The sequence below is a fragment of the Citrobacter sp. Cb031 genome (assembly GCF_030336725.1).
GTDB classification, from domain to species: Bacteria; Pseudomonadota; Gammaproteobacteria; order Enterobacterales; family Enterobacteriaceae; genus Citrobacter; species Citrobacter braakii.
This window is the reverse complement of the sequence record NZ_JAOWDA010000033.1, coordinates 401,425-427,405: the sequence shown is the minus strand read 5'-3', so window position 1 is coordinate 427,405 and position 25,981 is coordinate 401,425. Positions and strand designations below refer to the sequence as shown.

Annotated in this window: 24 protein-coding genes, 1 tRNA gene and 1 pseudogene; 11 read left to right on the top strand and 15 right to left on the bottom strand. The window is 48.6% G+C overall.

Annotated features, from left to right (window positions below; translation table 11 throughout):
* Positions 1-10: 10 nt before the first annotated feature.
* The gene (gene idnD / locus OGV93_RS15715; protein ID WP_137380172.1) at positions 11-1,054 is read right to left on the bottom strand and encodes an L-idonate 5-dehydrogenase; all 1,044 of its coding nucleotides are present in this window, start codon (positions 1,052-1,054) and stop codon (positions 11-13) included.
* 217 nt (positions 1,055-1,271) lie between these two features.
* On the opposite strand from idnD, the gene idnK reads away from it, so the two are divergent.
* Positions 1,272-1,793, top strand: a complete 522-nt coding sequence (gene idnK, locus OGV93_RS15710; protein ID WP_047358547.1) for a gluconokinase — start codon at positions 1,272-1,274, stop codon at positions 1,791-1,793.
* A 30-nt stretch (positions 1,794-1,823) separates the two neighbouring features.
* Here idnK and ahr read toward each other — a convergent pair whose 3' ends face one another.
* On the bottom strand, positions 1,824-2,843 hold the full coding sequence (ahr, locus tag OGV93_RS15705; protein ID WP_016155584.1) for an NADPH-dependent aldehyde reductase Ahr: 1,020 nt from the start codon (positions 2,841-2,843) through the stop codon (positions 1,824-1,826).
* A 220-nt stretch (positions 2,844-3,063) separates the two neighbouring features.
* Here ahr and OGV93_RS15700 point away from each other — a divergent pair.
* Positions 3,064-3,148: transfer RNA gene (locus OGV93_RS15700), tRNA-Leu, on the top strand.
* 198 nt (positions 3,149-3,346) lie between these two features.
* Positions 3,347-4,606: a tyrosine-type recombinase/integrase gene (locus OGV93_RS15695; protein WP_287109740.1), complete on the top strand. Its 1,260-nt coding sequence runs from the start codon at positions 3,347-3,349 to the stop codon at positions 4,604-4,606.
* Between the two features lie 318 nt (positions 4,607-4,924).
* On the opposite strand, the gene OGV93_RS15690 is transcribed toward OGV93_RS15695, so the two are convergent.
* The 4 genes from OGV93_RS15690 to OGV93_RS15675 form a co-directional block, all read right to left on the bottom strand.
* Positions 4,925-6,172: a restriction endonuclease subunit S gene (locus OGV93_RS15690; protein WP_287109738.1), complete on the bottom strand. Its 1,248-nt coding sequence runs from the start codon at positions 6,170-6,172 to the stop codon at positions 4,925-4,927.
* A complete protein-coding gene (locus tag OGV93_RS15685; protein WP_045259593.1) occupies positions 6,165-7,799 on the bottom strand; it encodes an HsdM family class I SAM-dependent methyltransferase in 1,635 nt (544 codons plus the stop codon). The genes OGV93_RS15690 and OGV93_RS15685 overlap by 8 nt, the downstream gene beginning before the upstream one ends.
* The gene (locus OGV93_RS15680) at positions 7,793-10,891 is read right to left on the bottom strand and encodes a type I restriction endonuclease subunit R (protein WP_287109736.1); all 3,099 of its coding nucleotides are present in this window, start codon (positions 10,889-10,891) and stop codon (positions 7,793-7,795) included. Before OGV93_RS15680 ends, OGV93_RS15685 begins: the two co-directional genes overlap by 7 nt.
* A 666-nt stretch (positions 10,892-11,557) precedes the next feature.
* On the bottom strand, positions 11,558-12,475 hold the full coding sequence (locus tag OGV93_RS15675) for a WYL domain-containing protein (protein ID WP_045259591.1): 918 nt from the start codon (positions 12,473-12,475) through the stop codon (positions 11,558-11,560).
* 341 nt (positions 12,476-12,816) lie between these two features.
* On the opposite strand from OGV93_RS15675, the gene OGV93_RS15670 reads away from it, so the two are divergent.
* The 3 genes from OGV93_RS15670 to OGV93_RS15660 all read left to right on the top strand — a co-directional run bounded on the left by OGV93_RS15670 (position 12,817) and on the right by OGV93_RS15660 (position 14,724).
* Positions 12,817-13,332: a hypothetical protein gene (locus OGV93_RS15670; protein WP_045259590.1), complete on the top strand. Its 516-nt coding sequence runs from the start codon at positions 12,817-12,819 to the stop codon at positions 13,330-13,332.
* Positions 13,333-13,412: 80 nt separating this feature from the next.
* Complete coding sequence (locus OGV93_RS15665) at positions 13,413-14,384, top strand: toll/interleukin-1 receptor domain-containing protein (protein ID WP_287109731.1); 972 nt, start codon at positions 13,413-13,415, stop codon at positions 14,382-14,384.
* 16 nt (positions 14,385-14,400) lie between these two features.
* Entirely contained in the window at positions 14,401-14,724 is a 324-nt protein-coding gene (locus OGV93_RS15660; RefSeq protein ID WP_287109730.1) for a hypothetical protein, read from the top strand.
* A 244-nt stretch (positions 14,725-14,968) separates the two neighbouring features.
* Here OGV93_RS15660 and OGV93_RS15655 read toward each other — a convergent pair whose 3' ends face one another.
* The 4 genes from OGV93_RS15655 to OGV93_RS15640 all read right to left on the bottom strand — a co-directional run bounded on the left by OGV93_RS15655 (position 14,969) and on the right by OGV93_RS15640 (position 16,892).
* A complete protein-coding gene (locus OGV93_RS15655) occupies positions 14,969-15,343 on the bottom strand; it encodes a putative zinc ribbon protein (RefSeq protein WP_249418067.1) in 375 nt (124 codons plus the stop codon).
* A gap of 35 nt (positions 15,344-15,378) precedes the next feature.
* Complete coding sequence (locus OGV93_RS15650; RefSeq protein WP_287109728.1) at positions 15,379-15,804, bottom strand: putative zinc ribbon protein; 426 nt, start codon at positions 15,802-15,804, stop codon at positions 15,379-15,381.
* Positions 15,805-15,996: 192 nt separating this feature from the next.
* The gene (locus OGV93_RS15645; RefSeq protein WP_080958348.1) at positions 15,997-16,206 is read right to left on the bottom strand and encodes a helix-turn-helix transcriptional regulator; all 210 of its coding nucleotides are present in this window, start codon (positions 16,204-16,206) and stop codon (positions 15,997-15,999) included.
* 107 nt (positions 16,207-16,313) lie between these two features.
* Positions 16,314-16,892 (bottom strand): YagK/YfjJ domain-containing protein, encoded by a 579-nt coding sequence (locus OGV93_RS15640; protein WP_287109726.1) that lies wholly within the window; start codon positions 16,890-16,892, stop codon positions 16,314-16,316.
* Positions 16,893-17,279: 387 nt separating this feature from the next.
* On the opposite strand from OGV93_RS15640, the gene OGV93_RS15635 reads away from it, so the two are divergent.
* Positions 17,280-18,077, top strand: a complete 798-nt coding sequence (locus tag OGV93_RS15635) for a YagM family protein (protein ID WP_287109725.1) — start codon at positions 17,280-17,282, stop codon at positions 18,075-18,077.
* A gap of 341 nt (positions 18,078-18,418) precedes the next feature.
* On the opposite strand, the pseudogene OGV93_RS23855 reads toward OGV93_RS15635, so the two are convergent.
* The 4 genes and pseudogenes from OGV93_RS23855 to OGV93_RS15620 all read right to left on the bottom strand — a co-directional run.
* Positions 18,419-18,646 (bottom strand): annotated as a pseudogene (locus OGV93_RS23855) (TRL domain-containing protein); the annotation flags it as partial.
* Between the two features lie 177 nt (positions 18,647-18,823).
* On the bottom strand, positions 18,824-19,240 hold the full coding sequence (locus tag OGV93_RS15630; protein ID WP_207389020.1) for an ester cyclase: 417 nt from the start codon (positions 19,238-19,240) through the stop codon (positions 18,824-18,826).
* Between the two features lie 15 nt (positions 19,241-19,255).
* Positions 19,256-19,975, bottom strand: coding sequence for an SDR family oxidoreductase (locus OGV93_RS15625; protein WP_287109722.1), 720 nt, complete (start codon positions 19,973-19,975; stop codon positions 19,256-19,258).
* Between the two features lie 3 nt (positions 19,976-19,978).
* Positions 19,979-21,085: an alkene reductase gene (locus OGV93_RS15620; RefSeq protein WP_287109721.1), complete on the bottom strand. Its 1,107-nt coding sequence runs from the start codon at positions 21,083-21,085 to the stop codon at positions 19,979-19,981.
* 102 nt (positions 21,086-21,187) lie between these two features.
* On the opposite strand from OGV93_RS15620, the gene OGV93_RS15615 reads away from it, so the two are divergent.
* From OGV93_RS15615 to OGV93_RS15600, 4 genes are all read left to right on the top strand, one after another.
* Positions 21,188-22,099, top strand: a complete 912-nt coding sequence (locus OGV93_RS15615; protein WP_287109720.1) for a LysR family transcriptional regulator — start codon at positions 21,188-21,190, stop codon at positions 22,097-22,099.
* Positions 22,100-22,216: 117 nt separating this feature from the next.
* Positions 22,217-23,392 carry an MFS transporter gene (locus tag OGV93_RS15610; protein ID WP_287109719.1) on the top strand — a complete coding sequence of 392 codons (1,176 nt, stop codon included), beginning with the start codon at positions 22,217-22,219 and terminating at the stop codon, positions 23,390-23,392.
* A 38-nt stretch (positions 23,393-23,430) separates the two neighbouring features.
* Entirely contained in the window at positions 23,431-23,793 is a 363-nt protein-coding gene (locus tag OGV93_RS15605; protein ID WP_287109717.1) for a VOC family protein, read from the top strand.
* 518 nt (positions 23,794-24,311) lie between these two features.
* Positions 24,312-25,091, top strand: coding sequence for a glycine betaine ABC transporter substrate-binding protein (locus OGV93_RS15600; protein WP_287109716.1), 780 nt, complete (start codon positions 24,312-24,314; stop codon positions 25,089-25,091).
* Between the two features lie 60 nt (positions 25,092-25,151).
* Here OGV93_RS15600 and OGV93_RS15595 read toward each other — a convergent pair whose 3' ends face one another.
* Positions 25,152-25,964, bottom strand: a complete 813-nt coding sequence (locus OGV93_RS15595; protein WP_131346773.1) for a DoxX family protein — start codon at positions 25,962-25,964, stop codon at positions 25,152-25,154.
* Between the last annotated feature and the right edge of the window lie 17 nt (positions 25,965-25,981).

Here is a 25,981-nt window from a genome sequence, read left to right as displayed (position 1 = left end):
ATGTTCTTCCTTATTTTGTTTCAGCAAAAACGAGCTGGACTTTCGCTGCCTGGGTTTTATCCCCGGCAAAGATCAGCGCCTGTTCAAGCTCGGTAAACGGATATTCGGCGCTGAGTAATGGCAGCGGATCGATAACGTTATTCGCCAGCCACGACACCGCGGTGTTGAACTCGGTGGTAAAGCGGAACGAGCCTTTGAGCGCGATCTCTTTGCCGATCAGCATCATCATCGGGAAGTCCGGCACCGCGCCGCCCATGCCGACCTGCACCATCACGCCTTTCGCGCGGGTGACCTCCAGGCAGGTGGTGATTGAGGACGGATGACCAGAGACTTCGAAGCTGACGTCGAAGTAGCCTTTTTCTTTTTTCCACTCATCGAGCGAGTCCTGCTGCGGGTTAATCAGCGTGTCAGCACCCATCTGCTGGGCAAGCGACAGCGAGCGCGGGCTGATATCAGCACAGACAATTTCTGCTGCGCCGAGCGTTTTCACCGCGCTGACGATCAGGCAGCCGATAGGCCCCACGCCGGAGATAAACACGCGCTTGCCCTGCAGGTCTCCTGCTTCATGCGCGGCGTGGATCGCGACTGCCAGCGGTTCGGCAAAGGCCATGACTTTTTCATCGGCGTGCTGGGGGTAGGGGATGCACTGCGCGGTATCGACGGTTTTAAATCGGGTAAAGCCGCCGTCAACGTGGGGAAAATACATGGCGCTGCCAAAAAAGCGCATTTCCGTGCACTGGTTTTCTTCGTGCTGCAGACAGTATTTACAGTGGCCACAGGGCTTCGACGGATTAATAGCCACCGACTGACCTTCATGTAATTCTTTTGAGTCGCTGTGCACCACTTTACCAATAACTTCATGGCCTAAAATCATCGGTGCTTTAACGGTAAAATTACCGACTTTTCCTTCCTGATAATAATGTAAGTCGGAACCACAAATTCCGCCGCGGGTAATTTGTACCAGCGTTCCTTTATTATTCCATTCAATATTTTGGTCGGTAACGGCAACAGTTTTCTTACCCGCGACAACGCAGGATTGGGTTTTGACTTGCATAAATGCCTCACTGGTCAGGTAGTAACCTCGGCAGCATTTAAACGGTTTTGATTGTTATTATTTGTGATAAAGATCACGCTGGAAAATTGTTACACTACAATGTTACGCATAACGTGATGCGCCTTATAAATCTGCTCAGCCACGCCGAAAAAAGGTGAATTCTGCAATGTGGAAGGCGTAGTATCGCGCCATGGAATATGAATCTGGAGTTTTTTCAATGGCCGGGGAAAGTTATATTTTGATGGGCGTTTCGGGTAGCGGTAAATCTTTAATTGGCAGCAAAATTGCTGCGGTATTATCGGCTAAATTCATTGATGGTGACGATCTCCATCCTGCCAAAAATATTGATAAAATGTCTGAAGGTATTCCATTAACCGATGAAGACCGACTACCGTGGTTAGCGCGATTAAATGACGCTTCATACAGTTTATATAAAAAGAATGAGACCGGGTTTATTGTCTGCTCGTCATTAAAAAAACAGTATCGCGATATATTGCGGCAGGGCAGTCCGAATGTGCATTTTTTGTGGCTGGACGGCGATTACGAGACCATTCTGGCGCGCATGCAGCGTCGGGCAGGCCACTTTATGCCGGTGGGATTACTCAAAAGCCAGTTCGATGCGCTGGAGTGCCCGCAGGAGGACGAACGTGATATTGCCCGCATCGACGTGAACCATGACATTGAGCATGTGACGGAACAGTGCCGCCAAGCGGTGCTCGCGTTTCGTAACGGGCAATAAGCCCAGCCCCTTGCGGGACTGAGCCTTGCATCAGAAGTCGGCTTTCAGCACCACGCGGTAGCGGGCTTTGCCGTCACGCACGTGCTGGATAGCATCGTTAATTTGCGACATCGGGTACAGTTCGGTGGTGGGCGACACCTTGCTGCGCCCGGCAAACTTCATCAGCTTGCGCAGTTCGAACGGCGTACCGGTTGCCGAACCGGAGATGCTGCGATCGCCAGCAATTAAGGTGAACGCTGGCACCGGCAGCGGCTTCAGCACCGCGCCGACAGTATGGAAGTTACCGCCGTAAGCCAGCGCTTCAAAATAAGGCTGCCAGTCGAGATCGACGTTAACCGTGTTAATAATGAGATCGAACTGGCCCGCCAGCGCTTTTAGCGCATCCGGATCGCGGCTGTTAACCACCTTATCCGCCCCCATAGCCAGCACTTCCTGCTCTTTCGCCGGATTGGAGCTGAACGCGGTCACTTCGCACCCCATCGCGTGTAACAGCTTAATGGCGATATGCCCCAGGCCGCCGATGCCGATCACCCCAACGCGGCTGGTGGCGGTGATATGGTGCATCAGCAGCGGTTTGAACACCGTGATACCGCCGCACAACAAGGGACCCGCCGCCGCCAGATCGATGCTTTCCGGCAGCGGGATCACCCACTGCCAGTCGGCCCGCAGCTTCTCGGCAAAGCCACCGCGATTGAGAATAGTGGGAACGGAACCTTCCAGACAGTTAATCTGATTGCCGCTGATACAGGCGTCACAGTGCCCGCAGCTGCGCGCCGTCCAGCCAATGCCGACACGCTGACCAACCTTCAGACCTTTATCTTGCGCCGCGCTGCCGAGCGCCGCCACGCGACCAATCACCTCATGCCCGGCCACCAGCGGATACTGAGAGAACCCCCATTCGTTGTCGATCATCGACAAATCGGAATGGCAGATACCGCAGTAATCGACCTGGACTTCGACATCTTCCGGCTTAAGCTCGCCCGCATCATATTCATAGAGTTCGAGTTCGCTGCCCGCCGCTTTTGCGGCGTAGCTTTTTATCATCGACATCGTATTTCCCTCTGTGTGGTGTTGAACTGGAAGTGTAGAGCATGGGGAAACGGGACGCTTCGCAGAAGGGGGGATTAATAAGGAGGCAAACTGTGACGATGGTTGCAGGTGAGAAAGGGAATGCTGAAATTTTCAACACTTAGCGAGTCAGGCACACGCTGGTGCTTGCATGGTGGCGCATGACAGGTATAATCCACAACGTTTTCCGCATCCCTTCCGTGCCGGAGTGGCGAAATCGGTAGACGCAGTTGATTCAAAATCAACCGTAGAAATACGTGCCGGTTCGAGTCCGGCCTTCGGCACCATCGGAACATCAATAGACGTCAACGGACGTCTTTTTTTGTGCCTGAAATCCAGTATCCGCAAGGCTTTTCTCGCTTTTTCACTCAACCTAAGTCAACCTGATTCAATCTACATCAACTTACTGAAGTGGGTACATCTGCGGGTATATCCCGGTTCGATAATGTTTGTACCCACACAGAACCCTTGAAAGGATACTCATCATGGCTCTGAGTGATGTGAAGGTTCGTTCGGCTAAGCCTGAAGCAAAAGCCTATAAGCTGACTGACGGCGACGGCATGGTTTTGCTGGTTCACCCTAACGGCTCCAAATATTGGCGGCTTCGTTATCGTTTTGGCGGTAAGGAGAAGATGCTGGCGCTGGGGAAATACCCTGAAGTATCGCTGGCGGATGCCAGGGCACGCCGGGATGAGGCCCGTAAGCTATTAGCTAATGGTGTTGATCCCAGTGAGAACAAGAAAGCCGTTAAGGTAGAGCAGGAGCAAGAGGCGATAACGTTTGAAGTGGTTGCCAGAGACTGGCATGCCAGCAATCAGAAATGGTCTGCATCGCATAGTACTCGTGTATTGAAAAGTCTGGAAGATAATCTCTTTGCTGCCATCGGTAAGCGGAACATTGCGGAGCTTAAGACTCGGGATCTTCTTGTACCCATTAAAGCTGTGGAGTCATCCGGACGCCTTGAAGTTGCCGCCCGTTTACAGCAGCGTACTACCGCGATTATGCGCTTTGCTGTGCAGAGTGGGTTAATCGACTACAACCCCGCGCAAGAAATTGCTGGTGCGGTTGCTACGGCGAAAAGGCAGCATCGTGCTGCGCTCGAACTCAATCGCATTCCTGAACTACTTCATCGTATTGATCATTACTCCGGCAGACCGTTAACCCGACTGGCGGTTGAACTCACGTTGTTGGTTTTCATCCGTTCAAGCGAGCTGCGTTTTGCACGCTGGTCTGAAGTAGATTTTGAAACGGCCATGTGGACGATCCCCGGTGAGCGTGAACCGTTGGACGGTGTTAAGCATTCTCAGCGTGGTTCAAAGATGCGGACTCCTCATCTTGTTCCTTTGTCGCGGCAAGCCTTAACTATTCTGGAAAACATTAAAAGCATGAATGGAAATCGAGAGCTGATCTTTGTTGGTGATCATGATCCGCGTAAACCCATGAGTGAGAACACGGTGAACAAGGCGCTGAGAGTAATGGGTTATGACACGAAAACGGAAGTCTGTGGGCATGGTTTCAGAACGATGGCCTGTAGTTCTCTGATTGAGTCAGGTTTGTGGTCGAGAGATGCAGTGGAGAGGCAGATGAGTCACCAGGAGCGTAACTCTGTGCGGGCGGCATACATCCATAAGGCGGAGCATTTAGGAGAGAGGAGACTAATGTTGCAATGGTGGGCTGATTATCTGGATGCGAATAGGCAAGAAGTCATCTCTCCCTTTGACTATGCCAAAACTAACAATCATTGAGATAAGTTGGAACGAACCACTTCATCAACATTCCGTTTAAATAAGTCAATTCCACCAAGGGAAAAAATATATCCTAAATCGCCGGGGTATTCATAATAATGTATATCCGGCGATTTACTGAACTGGATTGATTGTCTAATTATAGTGAAAAGTCGGCTCTTTGATGACGATTATAGGTCGTTTGGGTGTAGTAGTAATAATAATTAATACATGGAAAATGTGAGAGAAATCACTACCAGTAATGGATGGCATGTTTTTTGTTGGGGGATGTGAAGCGCAGTCCAGATTTGGATTGCGCTTCGAAAAATACGTTGGGGGTTATTTAATCTTGACCTGTCCGTTCATAAGAATAGGGAGGAGCCAGTCACGCAGTTTGATCAGACTTCTATTCTCTTTCTCAAGCAAAAGATGTTGTTGAAATATATTTTCAACTTTGCTATGAAACTCTTCTAATAAAAATAAAGGTGGCAAGCAGATGTAAGCCTGCTTTAAATGATCAAGAGTAATATGACCCATTGTTGTTTTTCTAAGATCTGCGATCATTTTAAAATGCTTTAGATAATTTAAAAGTTCAAAGTAATAGAAGCTTTTGGGATAACTATCAGAACTAACTTTGAAGATATGTTGATTTAATGCACCTTTACCTTGTGACCAAATTTTCACATCAAGGGTCGCAGACCATGAGAACAATACGTCACCATCATTAATTATTGCTGCCTCAGGAATATCAACTCGGGCTCTCTCTGTGTCGGCACTAATACCGTTATTCATCTCGCGAATTTTTATAACCGGCAAGTAAGTATCACTATCTTCACGATATTTTTGCATCGGAAGGCCATTTGTGTACTTAGCTATATTCCAAAGTGTAGATGTATTCCACCCCACTGGGATTTCTCGTTTAAGCATGGCGTTATACGCCACCTTCCCGCCGGAGGTTTTATACGGTTTTCCGTTGGCATCTGGGAAATCAAATTGTACAAACCAGTAGTCGTACAGCATTTTCGCCATCGCCTTCAATTTAGAGTTGATGCGGTTGTTAAGTTCGAGCTTATCCTCGATTCCATCGAGAATATCTACGATCTTCTGTTGTGTTTTTACATCAGGGAGCGGTACCTTAACATCATAGATTCTTTCTGGTGAGGTATGTTTAACTTTTGAACCCGACGATGTAAGCCTGATTTGTTCTCTAACAGTATTTGTTCTAAACAGATAATAAACATAGTCTTTCAACAAATATTGCGGATTTGTTTTTATTAACCCTAATCGTTGATTATGTAAGTACAGTCCAGACTCTGGCACTCGGGCACAGCTACCAAGCAAACCAGCAGCTTGTTCCGTCATAGCAACAATTACATCACCTTTGCTATGTATGTATTCCTCGGGAAACTCTCCAGTGTAAAATTTTTCTTTGCCTGGTTGTCTTTTAAAGCCCCCAGTTTCATAAAAATTACCCGGAGTGAGCACAATAAATTCTGTTTTTTGCTCAGAAAAGAATTCTCCCTTAAAAGGAAAACCATGTTTTATATTTATTTTTCCTTTCAATTTCTCAATAGGCCAATTACTCATACTTCAGCCCCGCCATCTGCTTCTTAATCTCCGCTTCTAGCTCTCGCGACTGGCTAAACAAACTTTCCAGATTCTCCGTAAACCCTTTCATCTTTGCGGCAAATTGTTCAGGCGTTATATCGGTGTATTCAATGTTTACATCAAAATACTGCCCGGCGCTGAACGAGTAATTTTTTCCAGCGATTTCGTCATAGCTGACCACCGCGGAGAAATTATCTTCGCTCCATTTGTTGTTAAACGCTTCGCAGATCCGTTTTTCTTCACACTCAGTCAGCACGGTTTTCTGGTTTTTGCCGTCTTTGACCTTTTCACCTAAATTCGAGGCGTCGATCAGCACGACTTTCCCTTTATTGCTAGCATCAATAAACAGGATCGACACGTTGGTGCCGGTAGTGGCAAAGATATTCGACGGCATGGAGACCACGCCCGCCAGCATTTTGTTTTTCACCAGATGTTCGCGAATGCCTTTATCAATGCTGAACTGGGCGGTAATAAACCCGGTTGGCACTACTACCGCAGCCTTACCCCCCGGCTTTAACGAGAAAATGATGTGTTGCAGGAACAACTGATAAATCTCCATTTTGTCCCTGGATTTGTCTTTGATTTTCGGTATCCCGGCAAAGAAGCGTTGCTGGTTTTCCTTGCTGTCCAGCGCGTTGCGAAAGTCGCTGAAATCCATCTTAAACGGCGGGTTGGAGACGATGTAGTCAAAGCGTTTCAGCATGCTGCCATCTTTATGGAACGGATGCAAAATGGTGTTACCCTGGATAACGTTAGGGATCGAATGTACCAAATTGTTGAGGATCAGGTTTAGGCGCAGCAGGCTGGAGGATTTCTGTGAGATGTCCTGGGCAAAGATGCTGCAACGATCTTCCCCAATGGCGTGCGCCACGTTCATCAGCAGCGTGCCAGAACCGGCGGACGGGTCGTAACAGCTTACGTTGCGCACAACGCCCTGCTGCGCTTTTGGCACCAGTATTTCCGCCATGATGCGCGCCACGGCGTGGGGCGTATAGTATTCAGCGTATTTGCCGCCGGAGTTGCTGTTGTAGTCTTTGATCAGGTACTCAAAGATGGTGGCGTAGAAGTCGAATTTCTGCGTGAATATACGTTCGAAACTGAAATCGGCCAGTTTGTTGATGATGGCGCGGCAGAAGTCATCTCGCTTTGATTCGTCGGCGATATACTGGCTGAGGCGTTCAAATAGTACCACTTTCGCGCCGCCGTCGGTTTTTACTGCGAAGACGTCGTTGTTGGTAGCTGCGATATCCATCAGGGTATCGTCAAAGGTGGTGGAAAAATTCGCCTCATTTTGACGGTTGTATAAATACTGAATGAAGTGATGCGGCTTCAGACGTGCGGTGTCGGCGCTCATCTTCAGTTGCAGTTTATCCCGCTGTTCTTCACTCATCTGATTGAGCACGATTTCCCATTTTTCGGCACTGGCGATGCTTTTATCCACCTTTTTGGCTTCAAAGGCGAATTTGTCATTCAGGAATTTGTACAGGAATGCCTGAGTGATGATTTTGAACTCATTACCGTCGTTACCCAGACCGTAGTTCGCACAAATTTGTTTCAAGCTATCGATCAGGGTTTTGGTTTTGTCTCTAAATTCCAGTTCTACCACGTACGTGCTCCGGTATTAAATTCGTTCAGGTATTCCGCCACAATCAGGCGGTTGATGTCGCCAGCCGCTTTTGCACTGAGAGTGATGTGCTGCTGATTTTCAAAGTGTTCCAGCACGCATGACACGATCTGGCGTTCAAAGTAGCTTTCATTGTTCAGTATCTGGCTGTTATTCAGCACTTTTTCATCCGCATCCAGCTTAACGCCAAGCAGTGCTTCGAAGATTTTACGCTCCGGCTCGCTAAGGCCGCTGCGTTCGCGCAGGCGTTTGTGGGTACGAGCGTATTTCACGTCGCCCCGGTATTTCTGGCGCAGCAGGTTGTTCTGGCGGTTCAGCTCTTTGATGCGGTCATGAATTTTATTGAGTGTGCCGATATTCGCAACCATTTCTTCCTGCGTGACTTCGCTGAGCTTCTTTTTCTTGAACAGGCGCTCCAGTTCGTCTTTCAGGCTGACAAACTGCGGATCCTGTTGGTCGAAATTTGCGGCCAGCGCCTCGCGGGTACGGCGCAGCGTTTCTTTCAGTTCGTCGGCCAGTACCAGCTCTTCTTCACCCACTTTATGGAATTCAAAGATCACCTCTTCCAGCGCCCGGTTCAGCAGGCCGGAGAGGTCAGCGCCCTGTTCCAGATCCGCTTTCAGGTTGAGTAAGTCGAGGCGGCGGCTGGCTTCGCGGTAAAGGATGTTGAGTTTGTTGAAGTCCAGCGCCTGAAGAAATTCAGTGTTGCCCTGGAGGCGGATGAGGTTGTACAGGCTGCGGGCGTCGGCGAGCGCGTTTTTCAGCGCCAGCGCGGTTTCCCGGTCCTGGATCTGGTTTATCTGGTCAGTAAAGATTTCCGCGTTTTCCGTGTCGAAGGTAAACAGAACGTCTTTGATGTGTTCGATTTCTTCGCGGATTTCTTCCGCCGATTTGAACAGGCGGGAGTAGTGCTCCATTTCGTCGCCCAGTTCGGCCTGTAGCTCTTCAAAGTAGGCTTTGTTGGTGGCGTCAAATTCCTGGCGGATGTCGGCGAAGTCCACCACGTAGCCGTAGCGGAAGTGGTTGTACGTACGGTTGACGCGGGTCAGCGCCTGGAGCAGGTTGTGTTTTCTGATCACCCGTCCGAGGTAGAGTTTTTTCAGCCGTTTGGCATCAAAGCCGGTGAGCAGCATGTTGTAGACGAACAGCAGGTCAATCTCGCCCGCCTTGAATTGCTCCACCCACTCTTTGCGTTCCTGCTTGCTGCCGATGTCGTGCAGGATCAGGGCGGCGCGTTTTATTTTCCGCGTTTCTTTGGCGTGGATCTGGTAAACGGCGGCGGGTTCTGCGGCCTGTAATACCGGCATTTCGTCGGTGACGTCATCGGCGACGGTGGGTGATTCGGCGTAGTCAGTGTTGAATAACTCAAACATCTGTTTGGCCTGTTGAGAGCTGTCGCAAATCACCATGCCGCCGATGGTGTCATCATTCAGCGCGCCCCGGCTTTTGGCAAAGTCGGTGACGATGTAGTTCAGCATCGGTTTGACGAAGCTGGGATGGGCATAGATGAATTTGCGATCCACATCGCCCATTCTGACTTCCACCTCTTTTAGCGCCTGTTGCAGGATCATCCGGTAGTTGGTGGCGATCTCTTCGCGGATCAGGCGCAGCGTGTAGCCATCGGCAATGGAGGCGTTGTAGTAGTATTTGTGGATGTAGTCGCCGAAGATATCACGGGAGTTGTAGTCCGTTCCCAGCAGCGGCGTGCCGGTCAGGCCAATTTTGATGGCGTTGGTATCCGACTGGCTTAAGTTCGCCAGGAAGCTCCCTTTAGGGTTGTAGCTGCGGTGGACTTCATCGAGGAAGTACACGCGCTGGATGCTGATGTCGTAGTCTTTGGTGGTGACGACGTCCGGGTCATCGCGGAATTTCTGGATATTGACGACGGTGATTTCCGCTTTGCCGTGGTGGTTGTGCAGCGCCTGCGTCGCTTTGATATCGCGGGTGAAGGCTTCGCGGGAGTCGATAAGGTGAACGATTAAGCCACGGGCGGAAAATTCACGCTGCGCCTGCTGGAGCAGATCCAGACGATCAACAATAAAGTAGAACTTTGGGATCACCTGCTGATTTTGGAAGTAATCGGTCAGGAAGCGCACGTTGTAATAAGCCAGCGCGGTTTTTCCGCTGCCCTGGGTGTGCCAGATGATGCCTTTTTTTACGCCAGCGTTAAGTTTACGTTCGATCGCTTTGGTAGCGAATAGCTGTGGGTAGCGCATGATGTGTTTCTGGATGCCGCCCGACTCGGCGACGTATACCAGTGCATAGCGCAGGATAAATGCCAGCCGATCTCGGCTTAACAGCGCGGTACAGAGGCGGTTGGTCGGGCGGTTGTGATCTTTGTTGGTCTGAAATTCCGGGTTGGTACGAATGACTTCTAGGTTGTTGTCTTTCAGGACGGCGATTTCGGTTTCTTCTGGCAGTGGTTTCAGTAACGCCGTCAGGTTGAAAAGTTCTTCTTCGCGAAAGTAGTTGAATACCGGGTTGCTGTAAGAGCTGCTGGCATAGAAAGCCCCCTGAATCGGCTCCGGGTCGCTGTCGTCATACTCCATGTTGTTGGAGAAGATCATGAACTGGGTGATATTGGCGAAGCGTTTGAATTTGGGGTTCTTAAAGCGTTCGTTGATGCGGTTGCGTTCTGCGACTATACCTTCGCGGTTGTTGGGTTTTTTTACTTCGATAAAGATCAGTGGCATGCCATTGATCAGTAGCGTGATGTCCGGGCGGAACTCTTCATCGCCGTTTTCGCAGGTTAGTTCGGTGACGACATGGAAGCTGTTGTTGTTGAAGTTATCGAAGTCTATCAATTTGATGCCGGAACGGTCGCTGAGTTTTTCGAAGAAGGCGCGGCCCAGGTCGTCGTTGTCGAGAAGCAGCCTGAGGTCTTTTAACAGGCGCCCGATGTCGTCGGGCGCAATTCCGGGGTTAATTCTGCCAACTGCTGCGGTGAAAAGGTCAGGAAAGATGTTGGTTTCTTTGTCCCAGTGTTGTTCTTTCAGAGACAGGTAGCGGTAGCCCAGCCGTATCAGGTGGAGGATGACGGGGATTTTTACCCGGGTGTCTTCGGTGAATTTCATCGTGTTCCCTGTTTTGATTTTTATCACGTCTCAGGCCATGCAGCGCCCCATAATCCTAGAACGGCTGGCAGTATAATGTATGCTCAATTGATATCTATGTTACACGTTCTCTGTTAACTGCCCGAGTACATTTGTCGCGTTTTACTCGAAATGATAATCGCTATGACGGACTCTGAAATTTATCGCGAAAATCAAGAATGGTTGCAAAGTTGCGTATCCAGCTCTGGTCGATCATGTTTTCGCTTGGAACGTCGATCGGCGGTTCGCTGGGAATCAACGCTCATGTCAGGCTAGGATACGCCGCTAAGGCAGAAGAACAGTAGCCGGTTCTGGTTCTGCACAATTCACTCAGATAACTGGTGAAGTCACAGATGGCGCAGACTAAAGCTCTGCATGGCACGAACCTCTAGTTCGGTGAAACCATCCACAAAGGTCGCTCAGCCTGCGAATACGGGTTGTAGTGGATCAGTAATTTAGAACGCTCAGGCAGTACATCCACCCACTGGCGGGTGAGCTGAACCGTTATCAGTCTCAGCCACTATGCATCATCAACATGTGACATCACCCGAACCACACCTAGCGTAAGGCAGTAGGTAGCGAATGTTGACGCAATAACTTGCCCATCCGCAATCAAACTCCAGTTTGGAAGAGCAGTGACTGAAAATATTACTCTTCAAACAACTTCTCCAGGCATTTAACTTCTTGTAAAGCTTCTTTATTCAGTACATCAAAATACAACCAACCATTATTGTTATTTCCTGTCAGATCTATTTTCCAGTTGGTCTTTACGTACCAGGCCAAAGCAGCGCGGCATGTAACAGAATGCACACTTCCGCTGATCGAAAACTCGCGAGAGATTTTATCGACAATCTCAGGTCGAAGATCTTTTTTGAATGCAATGATGAAGGTAACCTCCTCATTCCATTCTCTGTCCGTCAACTCTGCAACCGTCGGCAGTATCGATTCCTCTTGCTCAACATCAAAAATTCTCGATAACTTAAAGTTTTTAAACCCACTCAGGTTTGGATCCGAATCGTTTCGATCATAAGCTCTGAAGTACCAGTTTTTCCGATCTACAAATAATGCTGATGGAAATAGTATCCGTTTGCCATGCTCGCCACTTTCTGAGCCATATGAGCATTTGATCGCATAGCGGCCTTTTATTGCCCTGGTGACAACATAGACCTGTTCTTCTTTCAAACGCTCGGGTAGATAAAGTGGGTCTATCTCATCAATCGGCAGCATCGGACGTTTTTGCATCAACTCCGAACGAGAAAAACCATACTGGATCAGATTCAGCGCTGTATGAACACTAATCTGCACCAATGGTGTATAGCTACCATGAGAAATAATCGTCCTTTTGGTTGCCGTATCAATACTACAGTTACCTGGCTTGAGTTCCCGATATAAAGCAAGATCTTTTGAGGCTGCAGCCTGTGCAACTTTGAACTCAGCCATAATTTCGGCCCTGGATATGCTGCCGAGGTAGCGTATACACAAATCGATGTACGCCAGTCGCTCTGCCTGAGGAAGCGAATAAGCTTCAACAAGCAGTTCCAAATGAACGTCATGAAATTCTGCCATCGTAACACTCCAATAGATGATACATTAAGTATACTGTTCATTATCACATGTTGATCTACTTCTTGCAATGAGTTAGCATTGACATCTGTTGATAAATTGATCATCAGCAGTATCGTTCTGGAGGAATATTTGGATAGAACAATTGTTCTGTATGAGTATTTCTTCTGGAAGGGATGGTGAAGGTTGTCTGCAAACAACCTTCACCAGAAAAACAAAACCTCTGCGGAGGAATAATCCGCCACTTGAGCCCTGCTAATCGCATTTCGAGTATACGTTATTCACAACGTAATCGACAAGCCTGGCTCCAGTAACGGTACCAATAAACCGATTTGGAGTAACTGATGGAAAAAGTAACCGACCAGTATTCACCCGAAATTGCGCGGCATAAGCTCAATGCTTATTTTTCAGGTAATTTCATCATGCTTGACGTGATAAAACGTTTGCAAAAATCAAGCCTGTGCGTATTTGCAGCCTTATGTGATGGAAAAACGATCACTACTGCAGGGTATGAAATTAATGCCGATTTTAGCGTTAAACGAGCCTCTGCGGTCATTCACTCCTTGAAGCAGAAGAATCTCCCTGTCTCAACAAATTCCGTTTCAACGGGCTCTGATGTTGGTGGAATCACCAATCAGGCGGTTTTTTTCATCAGTAAAGAAGATCTTCATTCTCTGAAGTCCGATCCGGAGAAGATTATGAGGAAATGCGCAAGGCTACACGCGCAACATAAACGCTCACATGCACAAAGGGACATTGCTCGTCTATGCAAGGAGTTTGGCAAGGAAGCGATCCTTAAATTGGTAAACCAAGCTGCAACCAACCCTAAGATGCCTCCTGATGGGATGAGTGCATGTTAATCGCATAGGGGCTGTTTGCCCCTTATTACACTAACTACAATAGCTGTATATCAAGGATATTTCAGGAGAGATTAACGTTTATGGCTACCCTCGTTTTTTCCTATTCTCATGCAGATGAAGCTTTGCGTAACGAGCTCGAAACGCATCTCTCACCGTTAAAACGTATGGGAACAATCAGCGCGTGGCATGACCGACGTATTGCTCCTGGGCAGGAATTTGAGCATGAAATAGATCGCTATTTCGCCGAAGCCAATATTATTCTGCTGTTAGTCAGTAGCGACTTCATTGCATCGGATTATTGCTGGAATATTGAAATTAAGAATGCAATGGCGCGGCATGAAAGAGGGGAAGCGATAGTCATCCCGGTGATTTTGCGCAATTGTGCATGGCACAATCTTCCTTTTGGTAAGCTACTGGCCGCAACCAAAGATGGGAAACCGATTACTCAGTTTCCCAGTCATGATGACGGGTTTGTGCAGGTTGTTGATGCAGTATCAAAGGCTGCTGCCCGTATTGATACCAACAATTCAACCCAAGTGCCCCACGCTTCAACTTCATCAAAGGCTCAACTATCACCGTCGGTAAATACAGTTTTACAGCCCCGATCCGGCAATCTCTCGCTTCCAAAAGCATTCAGCGATCTCGATAAAGATCGGGCTAGCCGTGAAGGTTTTGAGTATGTTGCACGCTATTTCGAAAACTCTCTCTTCGAGCTAAAACAACGCAACCCAGGTATAGAAGTGGAATTTCAACCGGTTGACTCCAGCGCGTTCACCTGCGCGATTTATTTACACGGTACCCGGACGGGGCAGTGTGGGGTCTGGCGTGGTGACAGACTCCATGGGGTAGGCTCAGTCTGTTTCAGTCATGACGGCATGGTTCGAAACAGCTACAACGAAAGTTTAAGTTTGGCGGATAACGGTCAGTCTCTGGGTTTTCGCACGATGATGGGGTTCTCCGGAAACAGTCATAACACATTACTGACTAATGAAGGTATGGCAGAACATTTGTGGGATATGTTCTTCAAATCCGTAAAACAACGTATGTCCTGAGGACCGGGAGGCAACAATGGTACAACTCAATCTGGCAAAAGTACTGCTGTTGAGCAATGAACGCACCGGCGATGTCCGCTATGAGATTTTCTCGAAGGAAGGTGAAAATCCTGACTACCCGGAGAAAATCATCGTTTATCGTGAGGGAAATATCGATGAGCATGGCGAGCGTGGCTGGATCAAGACTGACGATGTTATAAGTCTTGAACACTTGGGATTTCAAACCGGTAAGGGATTCCAGACAGCAATAACCAATCACATGCGCCCTGCACGAGATATATGTTCAGCAATAGCTGAATGCCGACAGCACTTTCAGGAAAAGTTTTGTTCTGATAGATAATAAGGGTCTTGTAAAGCACACTTGTGTTCAGTTCTTTCGCGGAAAAGTCGGGAGTTATTGATTTCTGCTCTTGTAATCAGCTCAGCATCACAGTGAGCACCAACATCAAAGAAGACGTTAAGAAGAGGTAGCTACAACGCTGATATTCAACGGAATGAGCATCAATCCGATAAGGATCTGAAACGTATAAAGACAGCGGCAGGAATACAATACAGATCACGCGGGTCTTCCAAGCTGACAGCCATTATTCAAGACCGATGTCGCAGCAGTAATTGAGTTGCCAACTGGATTCTTCAATACTGTAAATGCCCGTCCCACATGAAGCACAGTATTTATCCCCACTGTAATGAGCACTGCACCAGACACAGTACCAGGAGCTTGTTATCACCGGTACATCCAATCCGTCGATAATGCTGCGTAACTTTCTGTGGCGAGTTTCCGCGTTGACTTCCGGATCCAGATGGGCACAGCTCATCAGTACATGTTGCGCCACTGAGCGCTGGTCGTGTTCAAACCAGGCTGCATCACAGGAAGAGCCTGCATGCAGCGCCAGACGACAGCCACATGAGGCGCAGCTCCATATCTGCCCCGGTGCGCTCATGGCTTCGTCAGCCGTCACAAAGTGACCTCCACGGTTATTTGCTAGATAACATTTCAGCATGCGCATATCACCACCTCCGCAGGCCGGGTTTCAGTATCAGAGAACATATGGTTATGCTCACTGGTTCGGCAGGTCAGGCAGTGGCGTTCACAGTGGTAATCGCTGTCGCAGTCGTAACAGTGCCAAACAGCCAAGAAAACCAACGGTCGTGCATCCTGTACATAATGTTGCATTTGCCGGATATGGCAGGTCTCCGTCACACCGGGCTTTACATATGAGCAGTACTGCTCGCCGTAGCTCTTCGTGAGATCTTCTGCACCGTATTCAAACCACGGCCGTTTTGTGTCGTATTGAGGATTGAATTGCAGCGCACTGCCACACAGGGGGCCGCTGTTATGGTCATACGGATACTGTTTTGTCGTTCTTGCACCGGTCAGGCGACAATTACCGTCGAGTACGATAAAAGATTTGGTAAACATATTTGGGCTCCTTACCACCAGACGATACGCAGACGCCAGCCGTCCCAGTACGTGTAGTCTGGCAGGTTTATCAAGTTAGGGCGTTTGAAGGGGAGCTACTGGTAATATCTGGTGACTTCAGATGAGCTGTGTCAGAGAAAACTGGTAAGAGAAAGGGCTCACTACAATATAATTCAGAGGGAGTTGATCGTATCAACCGCCTCGTGAGTCCGCAATACGTTGCATTAGCCAGTCTTCGACTTCACTCTGTAACCAGCGGGAGCAACGACCCAGTTTTATTGGCTTCGGAAATAATCCATCTTTTATCAGCTTATAGAACCATTTATCCGTCAGCCCCGTTAGCTTCGTGATGAATCGCATATCCACCAGTTGGTCATCAAGCAAAGAAATTTGTTCTGTCATAATGCTATCTTCCATTGTGGGATTATCCTGAGCTGGTGGTTGATTGCCTGTTACCTCCAGCCCTTCCACATCAATGGGGTGATATGTAAAAAAGTGCAGAACCGATGTTAAAGACCTCTGGGCCTGCCTAATCCACTTGATGGCGGTACCTCGCTGGCACCGTAGTATATTTGTCCGTGTTTTGACTTCTCCTTAGCCAGATAGCTGATGATGTAGCGCAGTCCATTGATAGCTTCGGCATCATCGTAATTAACAGGACGGGTGATATCGGCTTCGTAACAGTCCTTGTGATCACAACGATTGTGGTAACCCTGCCCTTCCGTTATCTCCAGCCAAATCCCTCCCGCTTGTTCTGCTACCGGGTATGTGGATTGATTATTGTGACCATCGAGATACATCACGATGTGAGAATGGCATTTATGCTTTGGGGGAAACTCCAGCACCCAGAAATAACCCACGATTCTGCTCTCGCGCATCATACGTTCGACTAACTGACGTACTTCCAACTCCGTTTCGTGCCATCCGTGGTGGTCATAACGCCATGTGTCTTTCTGATAGAACAGATCAATTCTGAGAGGCTGAAGACGGGAGTAGCGTTCCAATAGTTGATTAAGATGGTGGTTCAGTAGCGACAGCAGGAACCAGTTCATCGTGTAGCGGTTGTTATAAGTGTATGGGAAATCCATGGTTGAGTCCTTTGTGATGGGTATACAAAGGAATGTGGTGATATGTATTTTTTAAGATGATGTAAGCGATCACGATATTCTTCGTGATACACCACTATCGTGATAATGGTGAGGATGATTGGTGAGAAGCGATATGGAGGACATGATGACTATGGCAAGAAAGGAGGGATTAGAAAAGAGGAGGATATAATTATACTAAAAACCCAAATATCTTTTCTGGTTATCCAGACTGCCAGAGTAGTGCCAAGAAGGGGCTCTGGCAGTAGGATAAAATGATATTAATAAGGTAGCGTGTTGTGAGTAGTAATAAAAATTACCACAATGATAATTAAGAAATTAAGATAAAAAGTTATGCAAAAATGCAAATATGATTAACAAGGGATGGGCATGATGGAACGTATCACCTTCAGCATCACTAATTCTGAGACATTACGAGTCCTGGATGAATACAGCAGGACACAGAAGATTTCCCGATCGCAGGTCATTACTACATTACTGGATGCCACTGTTCCTGTTCTTAATGACGTTAATCGCTATTATCAACTTGCTGATGAACTGAAGTCACGGTTGCTGGCAGGTGTTTACCAACAAGACCTGCCACGCAGACGTAATGTTGTCATGGCTGAGAAGTATTGTCTGGAAATTTGGGAAAGTAAGCTTCAGGTTAGAAAAGTGTATGACTTTGACAGCGTTAATGGCGTGATGCATGTTCGTGAGCGGAAGCGACATTATCGTCAGGATAAGGCTGTTGGAAGGGTAGAAAACCGATATATCAATGATCTCTGCCAGTCGTTCCTGGACATGACCGATTTGGCCGCTCAATATGCGTGTTTCATCTACACGGATAGAATCATTTTTACAGATGAGGGATCGAAAGAGGAAGACTCATCCCCTTTAAAACTGGCAGCGGGTGATGCGGTAATTTTAATGGCCAAAGATGTGATCTATAACGAATTCTTTTTTGACCTGAAGAATGCCCTTTTTATCAACGTGATTGACCTCATGTCTTTTGGTTCAAATGGCATTCCGGAGACGACGAAAGACCCGCGCATTCACTGCTGGGTACCCATCCTGTTCAGCGGAAAAAATGCCGTCATTGTTCCTGTATATCGGATTGATCCACACACTGCGCCAACGCTGAGGAAACCAGACAAAATTACGGTAATTTACAGTGGTAAAAAATAATTAATCTGTCACCTTGTGTCGTCGTTCTTGGTTCAGAATTTTGTGATGCGATACAAGGCTACCCCTGTGATTGTTTCGACCAGTTCAAAGATATCTGCTCTTAACCAGGCGTTCTCTACCCAGAAACACGTCACGAGTAATTTTGGAGTGCGAAACGTTGAAGGCAGCCTGGCCATGGGAATCGTAAGCGCAGATCTTGTGACCAAATCCAAATCCAAATCCAAATCCAAATCCAAAGCACTTAGCCGAAAACAGTCAAAAATCAGGAAACAGGAACTGATGATGCATGTGGACTCAAGGGGGAATTATTATTACGCTCCTGAGGAGGAGGTTGCAAATCTTTAATTTAGAGCTTTAGCCACCAGTAACCGGCAGACAAGTTTTTCCACAGAAAGTATTAGGACCTGTGTTTTATAATGTACGGAAGCTAGTGTTTCAATTGTTCCATTCTGCGTGACAGTTGTGAAAGATGCATCTCCTGTATTGACTAACTCTAATTTAGATTCAGAGCATGCGATCCCATTCTTAGAGCCTGTTTCTCCGTCGGTAGTTACCGATCCTTTTATATCAGTAAAAAGACCAGGCCCTGTAGGGCTTGGGCCAGATTAATCGTTTTGTTATTCAGGACGGATGCTTGTGCATGTGTGTATTCAATAAGAAAAATGTACATATCTGCAGTAGCAAAAAAAGAGCTGCTTTACCATTTCACATAAAACAGCCCCTGTATTTCTCTTATAGCTTACCGATTAAAAATCAACGAGTTCTAACTGACGCGCCATATTTAATTCATTGCGCTCCACTATTTCCTCAACAATTTTGCCGGACGTATTGAACCTGAAATAGGTCAGGCTGGTCCAGGTGACATCCCTGCCACTGACGTCAAAACCGTTCCACGTATTAGATCCTGTCGCCACATGAGTCAGGGCGACAACAACCTGGTCGTCAGCAACAACCTCTTTTTGAAATGTCGTCACAATGGCTTCATAGCGGTCGGTCACATTCTCGCGCAGCCCTTTTTTAAAAACTTCAAGACCGACTAGTGGCCCGGGGCAGTCAGGACGATGAATCACCACGTTTTCATCAAAAAATTCATTCACGCGTTCGACATCTTTTCCGTCTACACAGTATTTAAAATAGGCTTTAACCACATCCAGGTGAGTCATCTTCATTTCTCCGGGTTAATTAATCAGGGCCCCACCCTCAATATCCACTACCGAGCCGGTGACAAAGGGGTTATCCATGACAAACAGATACCCTGTTGCCAGGTCTTCTGCACGACCATACCTTCTGGCCGGTAGATTTTCTGCCGCCCGCGCCAGCATCTGTTCACGTGCTTCCGGTGCCATGCCTGCGTAGGCTTCAGTATCTGTCAGCCCCGGACTGATGGCGTTAACGCGCAGGGGAGATAACTCTTTTGCCAGCATTTTCACTGCAGCTTCCAGAGCCGCATTCATCGTGGTTTTCACCAGGGTACCGGGAACGGTACGACGGGCAAGAAAACCGCTGGTCAGGGTCAGTGTTCCTCCGGGTTTAATTTTCCCGCTCAGATGACGGGCAACTGCCAGACTGCCCCAGAATTTGGTATCAAACGCCTGTTTTGCGGTCTTCAAATCCAGGGTGGTGAATGCGCCACCCGGCGCCTGGGAGCCCGCCGTCACCACAATGTTGTCCACCGGTTCAAGCGTCCGGGCCAGGCGCTCAAGTTGCGCTTCATCGGCGATATCCAGTACCAGGCTTTCCGCTGACGCACCGGTTGTCTGAAGTTGCTGACAGGCATGTTGAAGTTTGTCGTGATGGCGACCGGCAAGAATAATATGCTCCCCACGGGTTGCCAGAAGCTGTGCCACGGCGAAACCAATACCGGTAGCACCACCAATAATGAGTGTGCGTTGTGTCATGATTCAGACCTCAGTCGTCAGGAACGGATAATCGGTATAACCGACTTCAGTACCGCCAAACAGTGTCGCCGGATTGCCCATCTCTGCCAGCGGCAGGTTTTGTTTCAGACGGCTCGGGAAGTCGGGGTTGGCAATAAACGGGCGACCGAAGGCCACCAGGTCCACCACACCCGCCGCCAGCAGTTTGTCGGCTTTTTCACGCGTGTAATTCCCCGCCACAATAATGGCGCCGCTGAAGGTTGCCCGCAGGGTTTCACGGAACTCATAAGGCACCTGCGGTGCATCATCCCAGTCAGCTTCAGCCAGATGAATAAAGGCGATGCCCTTTGTTTCACACCAGGCCGCCAGCGCCAGAATCGCTTCGATGGCCTGTGGGTCGTCCATGCCACGTTGGGTGATAAATGGCGCCAGGCGAATACCGGTGCGCTCTGCACCAATGGCGTCGCTGATGGCTTCCAGCACTTCCTGAGCGAAACGCACGCGGTTTGCCAGGCTGCCGCCATATTCATCGGTCCGTTTATTCGAGGAGCGACGCAGGAACTGGTCAATCAGGTACCCGTTGCCACCGTGGATTTCCACACCGTCAAATCCGGCTTCCATAGCATTGATGGCCGCCTGGCGGTAATCCGCAATCACCTGCTGAATATCGCCATGGGTCAGCTCACGCGGGACCGGGCAGTCAACCATTTCACCCACACCCTCGCTGTTGACTACCCACACCTGTGCCTCCGGCGACAACGCTGAAGGAGCAACAGGCTTGCCATCCGGGTGAAAACTTTCATGAGACATACGCCCCACATGCCACAACTGAGAGAAGATTTTGCCGTTCACTTTATGAACCGCATCGGTCACCAGACGCCAGCCTGCGATTTGTTCAGCGGAATGAATACCCGGCGTCCAGGAGTAACCCTGACCCTGCGGAGAAATCTGCGTCGCTTCGGTGATGATGAGACCTGCACTGGCGCGTTGCTGGTAATACTCCGCCATCAATGCAGTGGGGATATTGCCCGGCTGCGCGGTACGTGCACGGGTCATCGGCGCCATCACAATACGGTTTTTTAGCTCAAGATGGCCAATCTGTGTGGTTTCAAAAAGAGGGTGTTGTTGCATGTTCTGTTCTCCAGGGCAGTCAGTTATGGCTTGACTTTACGTCCTGCGCGTCGCTTTGATAATGGCAGGAATAACAGATTCTATTTTCAGGAAAACGGAATAATGGGCAAGTTTGAAGATATGACGTTACTGGTGGAAGTCGTGGAGGCGGGTGGACTGGCCGCAGCGGGACGGCGGATGAATCTTTCTCCTGCCACCATGACGGCCCGGTTAAAGGCACTGGAAGAACGCTATCAGACCCGGCTGTTTAATCGTTCCACCCGGGCAATTGCACTGACACGCGCCGGTGAGGATTTTTACCACGCCGCACTTCGCGTGATGGAGGAAATGGCGCAGGCCGAGTCGAAACTGACACAGAAAGAGGGGATGCTCAGTGGCAGTCTGCGTATTTCAGCGCCATCAGATTTTGGCCGGCAGTATCTTTCGGCCGCACTGCTCGATTTTTCCCGCCTGCATCCTGAAGTCAGAAGCTCGGTTTATCTGAGTGAAAGTGTGGTGGATTTAATCGCCAACCGTTTGGATATGAGCGTGCGTTTTGGCAACCTCCCGGACAGCAATCTGGTGACCAAATTTATCCGCCCCAATCACCGGGTGCTGGTCGCGTCCAGGCAATACCTTGAAACACACGGGAAACCCATACATCCAGAAGAACTGCATAAGCATCGCTGCCTGGTAATGGAACAACGCGGAATGCTGATGAACGAATGGCGTTTTGAAGAGCAAGATGAGCCGGTTGTCGTACAGATCATACCTGCCATGACATGTGATGATGGCGCTCTGCTGCGTCAGTGGGTACTGGCAGGTGCCGGTATCGCCAGCAAATCATGGTGGGATGTGAAGCGGGATGTGGAACAGGGCCGGCTCACAGTGTTATTTGCCGATACCTTTATTGGTTTCAGTCGCCATGACAAAAAACAGGTTGGTCTCCAGTTTGTCTACCCGCAACGGCGTTTTCAACCTTTACAGGTGACAGCATTCAGCGAGTTTTTTATCAACTGGCTGGATAATGAATGACGAAATAAACAACGAATTATTCACAAAAACAAAATAATCAATTCTATTTTACTGTAATTATCAAAAGTGATTCTTTAATCCAGAATGACACACATCATTCATCTGTCAGAGTCACTTATGAAATCGCAGCGTATTCCATTACAGGTCTGGATACTGACCTTATCCGCTTTTGCTATTGGCACCGCCGAGTTTGTTGTCGCCGGATTACTCACCACCATGGCGCACACCCTCAATATCACCGACGGTCAGGCGGGAAATGTGATCACCGCTTACGCCATGGCGATTGTAATCGGTGGGCCGGTGCTGACGCTGTGGCTCGCCCGTTTTGAAAAACGTAATGTCCTGGCCGGATTGATGGTGATGTTTATTGCCGCCAACCTAGTCAGCGCCTTATCCACCAGTTATTCGGTGCTGCTGGTCAGCCGGGTGCTGGCGGGCCTGGTACAGGGGCCGTTTTACGGTATCGGTGCGGTGGTCGCAACGCGACTGGTGGCAGAGAATCTTGCGGGTCGCGCTGTGGGGCAAATGTTTGCCGGGCTGACGCTGGCAAACGTGTTGGGTGTGCCGTTCGGTGCCTGGATTGGCAATATCTTCGGCTGGAACGTGACGTTTTATGTTGTCTCCGCCCTGGGGGCGGTGGCGCTGGTTGCTATTATGCTGACCATTCAGCGCCAGCCTCCTGAGCCGGGTAAGAGTGTGCGTCAGCAGCTGGCGGTATTCCGTCATGGCCCGTTACTGGCAAGCCTTGCGATTACCGTTCTGTGCTGGACGGGCTTTATGACGCTGTATGGTTACATTGCACCCTTGGCAGAGCAGGTGGCAGGTTACAGCGTACAGGCGTTAACCGTACTGCTGTTTGTGGTGGGTATTGGTCTGGTGGTGGGTAACCATATCGGAGGGATGACGGCGGACCGCAACCTGCGCCAGGCGCAGCTTTTATGGCCGGTCCTGATGGTCGTGTCACTGATTGTTGTTGGCCTGGTCAGCAGCCATTACTGGTTGTTTATGGTGGCGACGTTCCTGTTCGGCATTGCCTCATTCGGTAATGTCCCGCCATTACAGATGAGCGTACTGAAACATGGCAGCACTGCACCGGAACTGGCGGGTACCGCTAATATCTCAGCCTTTAACCTGGCGAATGCACTGGGTGGGATTATCGGTGGTCTGACCGTCGACAGTGCCCTCGGCGCGGCAGGTATTCCGTGGGTGGCGATACTGATCCCTGTGGCCGGCATTGCGTTTGTGCTGTTTAACCGTCGTAACACTGGCCTGAAAGTCCAGGCCGCGAGGTAACTATGTACATCGACCATGCGACATTCCGAAGCAGTGACATGGACGCCACGCGAGACTTTTTTATCGCAGTCTTTGATTTACAGCCCGGGGTGCGCCCCGGTCTTATCAGCAACCGCATTCCCGGTTACTGGTTATATGCGCAGGAAAAACCGCTGGTGCATATTATTCCTGCGGGCGATGAAGGGTACCCGTTACCCGCTGCGGCGTTAAAAGAGAGTATTGACCATGTGGCATTTCATCTCGAAGGTTACGGTGCCTTTCGGGAAAAACTCCAGGGTCTTGGGATACATTATTCCCTGATGGACCTGGCTGATATTCAGGAGCGGCGAGTTTTTATACGAGCCCCCGGAGGGCAGTTAGTAGAAGCGGTGTTCAGTGAACCTGTACCGGAATCAACCTGAAGGACAATGCCATTTTCTGAAGCAGTTCGGATCTGTACGCATGTCACTCTACTGTCAGCGCCCGGTTTATGGTGGTATCCGTTGGCAGGCAGTACGGCAGGATAGCGAACCAAAATACAACTGTGCAGGGATAACGGGCAAATTGGGGGCCAGTTATCCCGCTTATTTTCACTTTTGAAAGATAAGTCTTATCGTTCAGTCATTATTTTTAAGCGGTTCGATTTACGCTATTTTATAACCTGAGATTTTAATGGCATTAATAAGATATTCTGTCTCTTACTATAAATTAACAGGCATCACTGCTGTGATAGTTATATTGGGTTCTACACAGTGATAAAGACCAGAGCGGATTTGCTCTGTTGGTGATGGTTCCCGTGAGTCCGCATACTGAATCAAAAATATCATTCAGCCGCGCCCCGGTATTAAAGTTCGACGTAGTAACAGAAATGTTACTTTTACGCTATGGCTAATACAGCATAGCGTTTTTTTTATCCCACTCTATTCCTTTGAGGACGAGCATGAAAAAAACACTTCGTATCGGTCATATTGATTTAAGTTTCCACGCGGCCAGTGCAGCGCTGGTTTGTACTGTATTTGAAAAATATGGCTGGCAGGTTGAAATGACAGCCAGCCCTCATGAAGAGATGTTTAAGCGCTATGGGAAAGGAGAAGTGGACATGCTCGTTTCAGCCTGGCTTCCTGCCAGCCACGATGTCTATCTGGCCCCTTATCAGGATAATACGGTTAAATTAACAGTCCTGTATCATCCTTACTGTATATGGGGAGTCCCTGATTATGTCCCCGTCAGCGATGTGACCTCTGTTGAAGACTTACTCAGACCCGATGTCCTGTTAAAAATGGAAAAACGGATCTTGGGTATTAACCCGGGGGCCGGGATCAGCCGTTTTTCTCGTACAATGATCGAGGAATATCAACTTTCCGATTCCGGCTATTATTTTGAAAATGGCAGTGAATCGGCGTGCTACAGCACTTTTGAGCAGGCTGTCAGCGAACAGCGCTGGCTCGTTATTCCCTTGTGGCATCCGCAGTTCCTGCATCACAGATATACCATCCGGGCATTAGAAGAGCCAAAAGGGTTACTTGGCGGACAAGATGAAGCTACGCTGATAGCGTCCAAATCGATAACAGAGACATTCGAACCCCAGTTACTTGCTGAGCTTCAGGCTTTATCACCCGGTAATACCGTCATCAGCGAGCTGGATTATCTCATCTGCCGGCAAAATAAAACACCCAGTCAGGCCGCTGAAATCTGGCATCAACACCACTATCAGGAATAGCCTGTTGTGGGAGAGCACAAAAAAACGGCGAGCAGGCTCGCCGTTGCAAACTGTCTTTAATTAGCGGTCTTTTAAACTGGCATCCACGCCCGAGAAGAGATTAATGATGGGCTGGAAAGCCGTTTTCCATTCGAAATCCAGTGACAATTTACCTGCGGAATTAGGCAGTAAAAAAGGAATAGTGACCATAAAATAAAAGAAGGGAAATTCCCAGCCGCCACCTGGCATCATCCATGTGTAACCGATACCAAAATGTCCACTCATTAACTCGGCCGCAATAAGATAAATTGCTGCAATAAACGCGCCAGCACGGGTCAGAAAACCGAAACCAATCGATACTGCTGCTGTGAATTCGGCGAGCCCACCGAGAATAATCATTGTAACGGCAACGTTTTCACTGAGCACGGTACCGAAAGTATGCATACCCACGACATTCTGAAAGAAACCAACCAGACCGGCATCATGATGCGACAAAAACAGTTTTTCAGTACAATGCGTCAGGAAATTAAATCCAACAAACATTCTTAAAAAGGAGAGTGCGACCTCCTGGTGACCATATTGACGTATCCCCTCCCTGAAGATAATGATGGCCTGGAGCAGCAGAGGAATGAATGTGATGGCGGTTAACCAACCCACCCGTGACCAGTCATGCTGATCTGCATTTCGCACAACAATCAACGTAAAGAACAACGTTAACATAAAACTTATCAGGCGGTTTTTACGCCATAAGAGTGCTGTCAGTGGGATCAGGAATGAAAACAAAACCATCACGATTGCAGACCATGTCCCATCGAAATGATTCAGGTATGTCACCGATGCAATAAAAGAAATCAGCCCGGTAATAAAGGTTAAATAATAAATTTTAGCTTTCATTTATTTGCCGCCTGTTA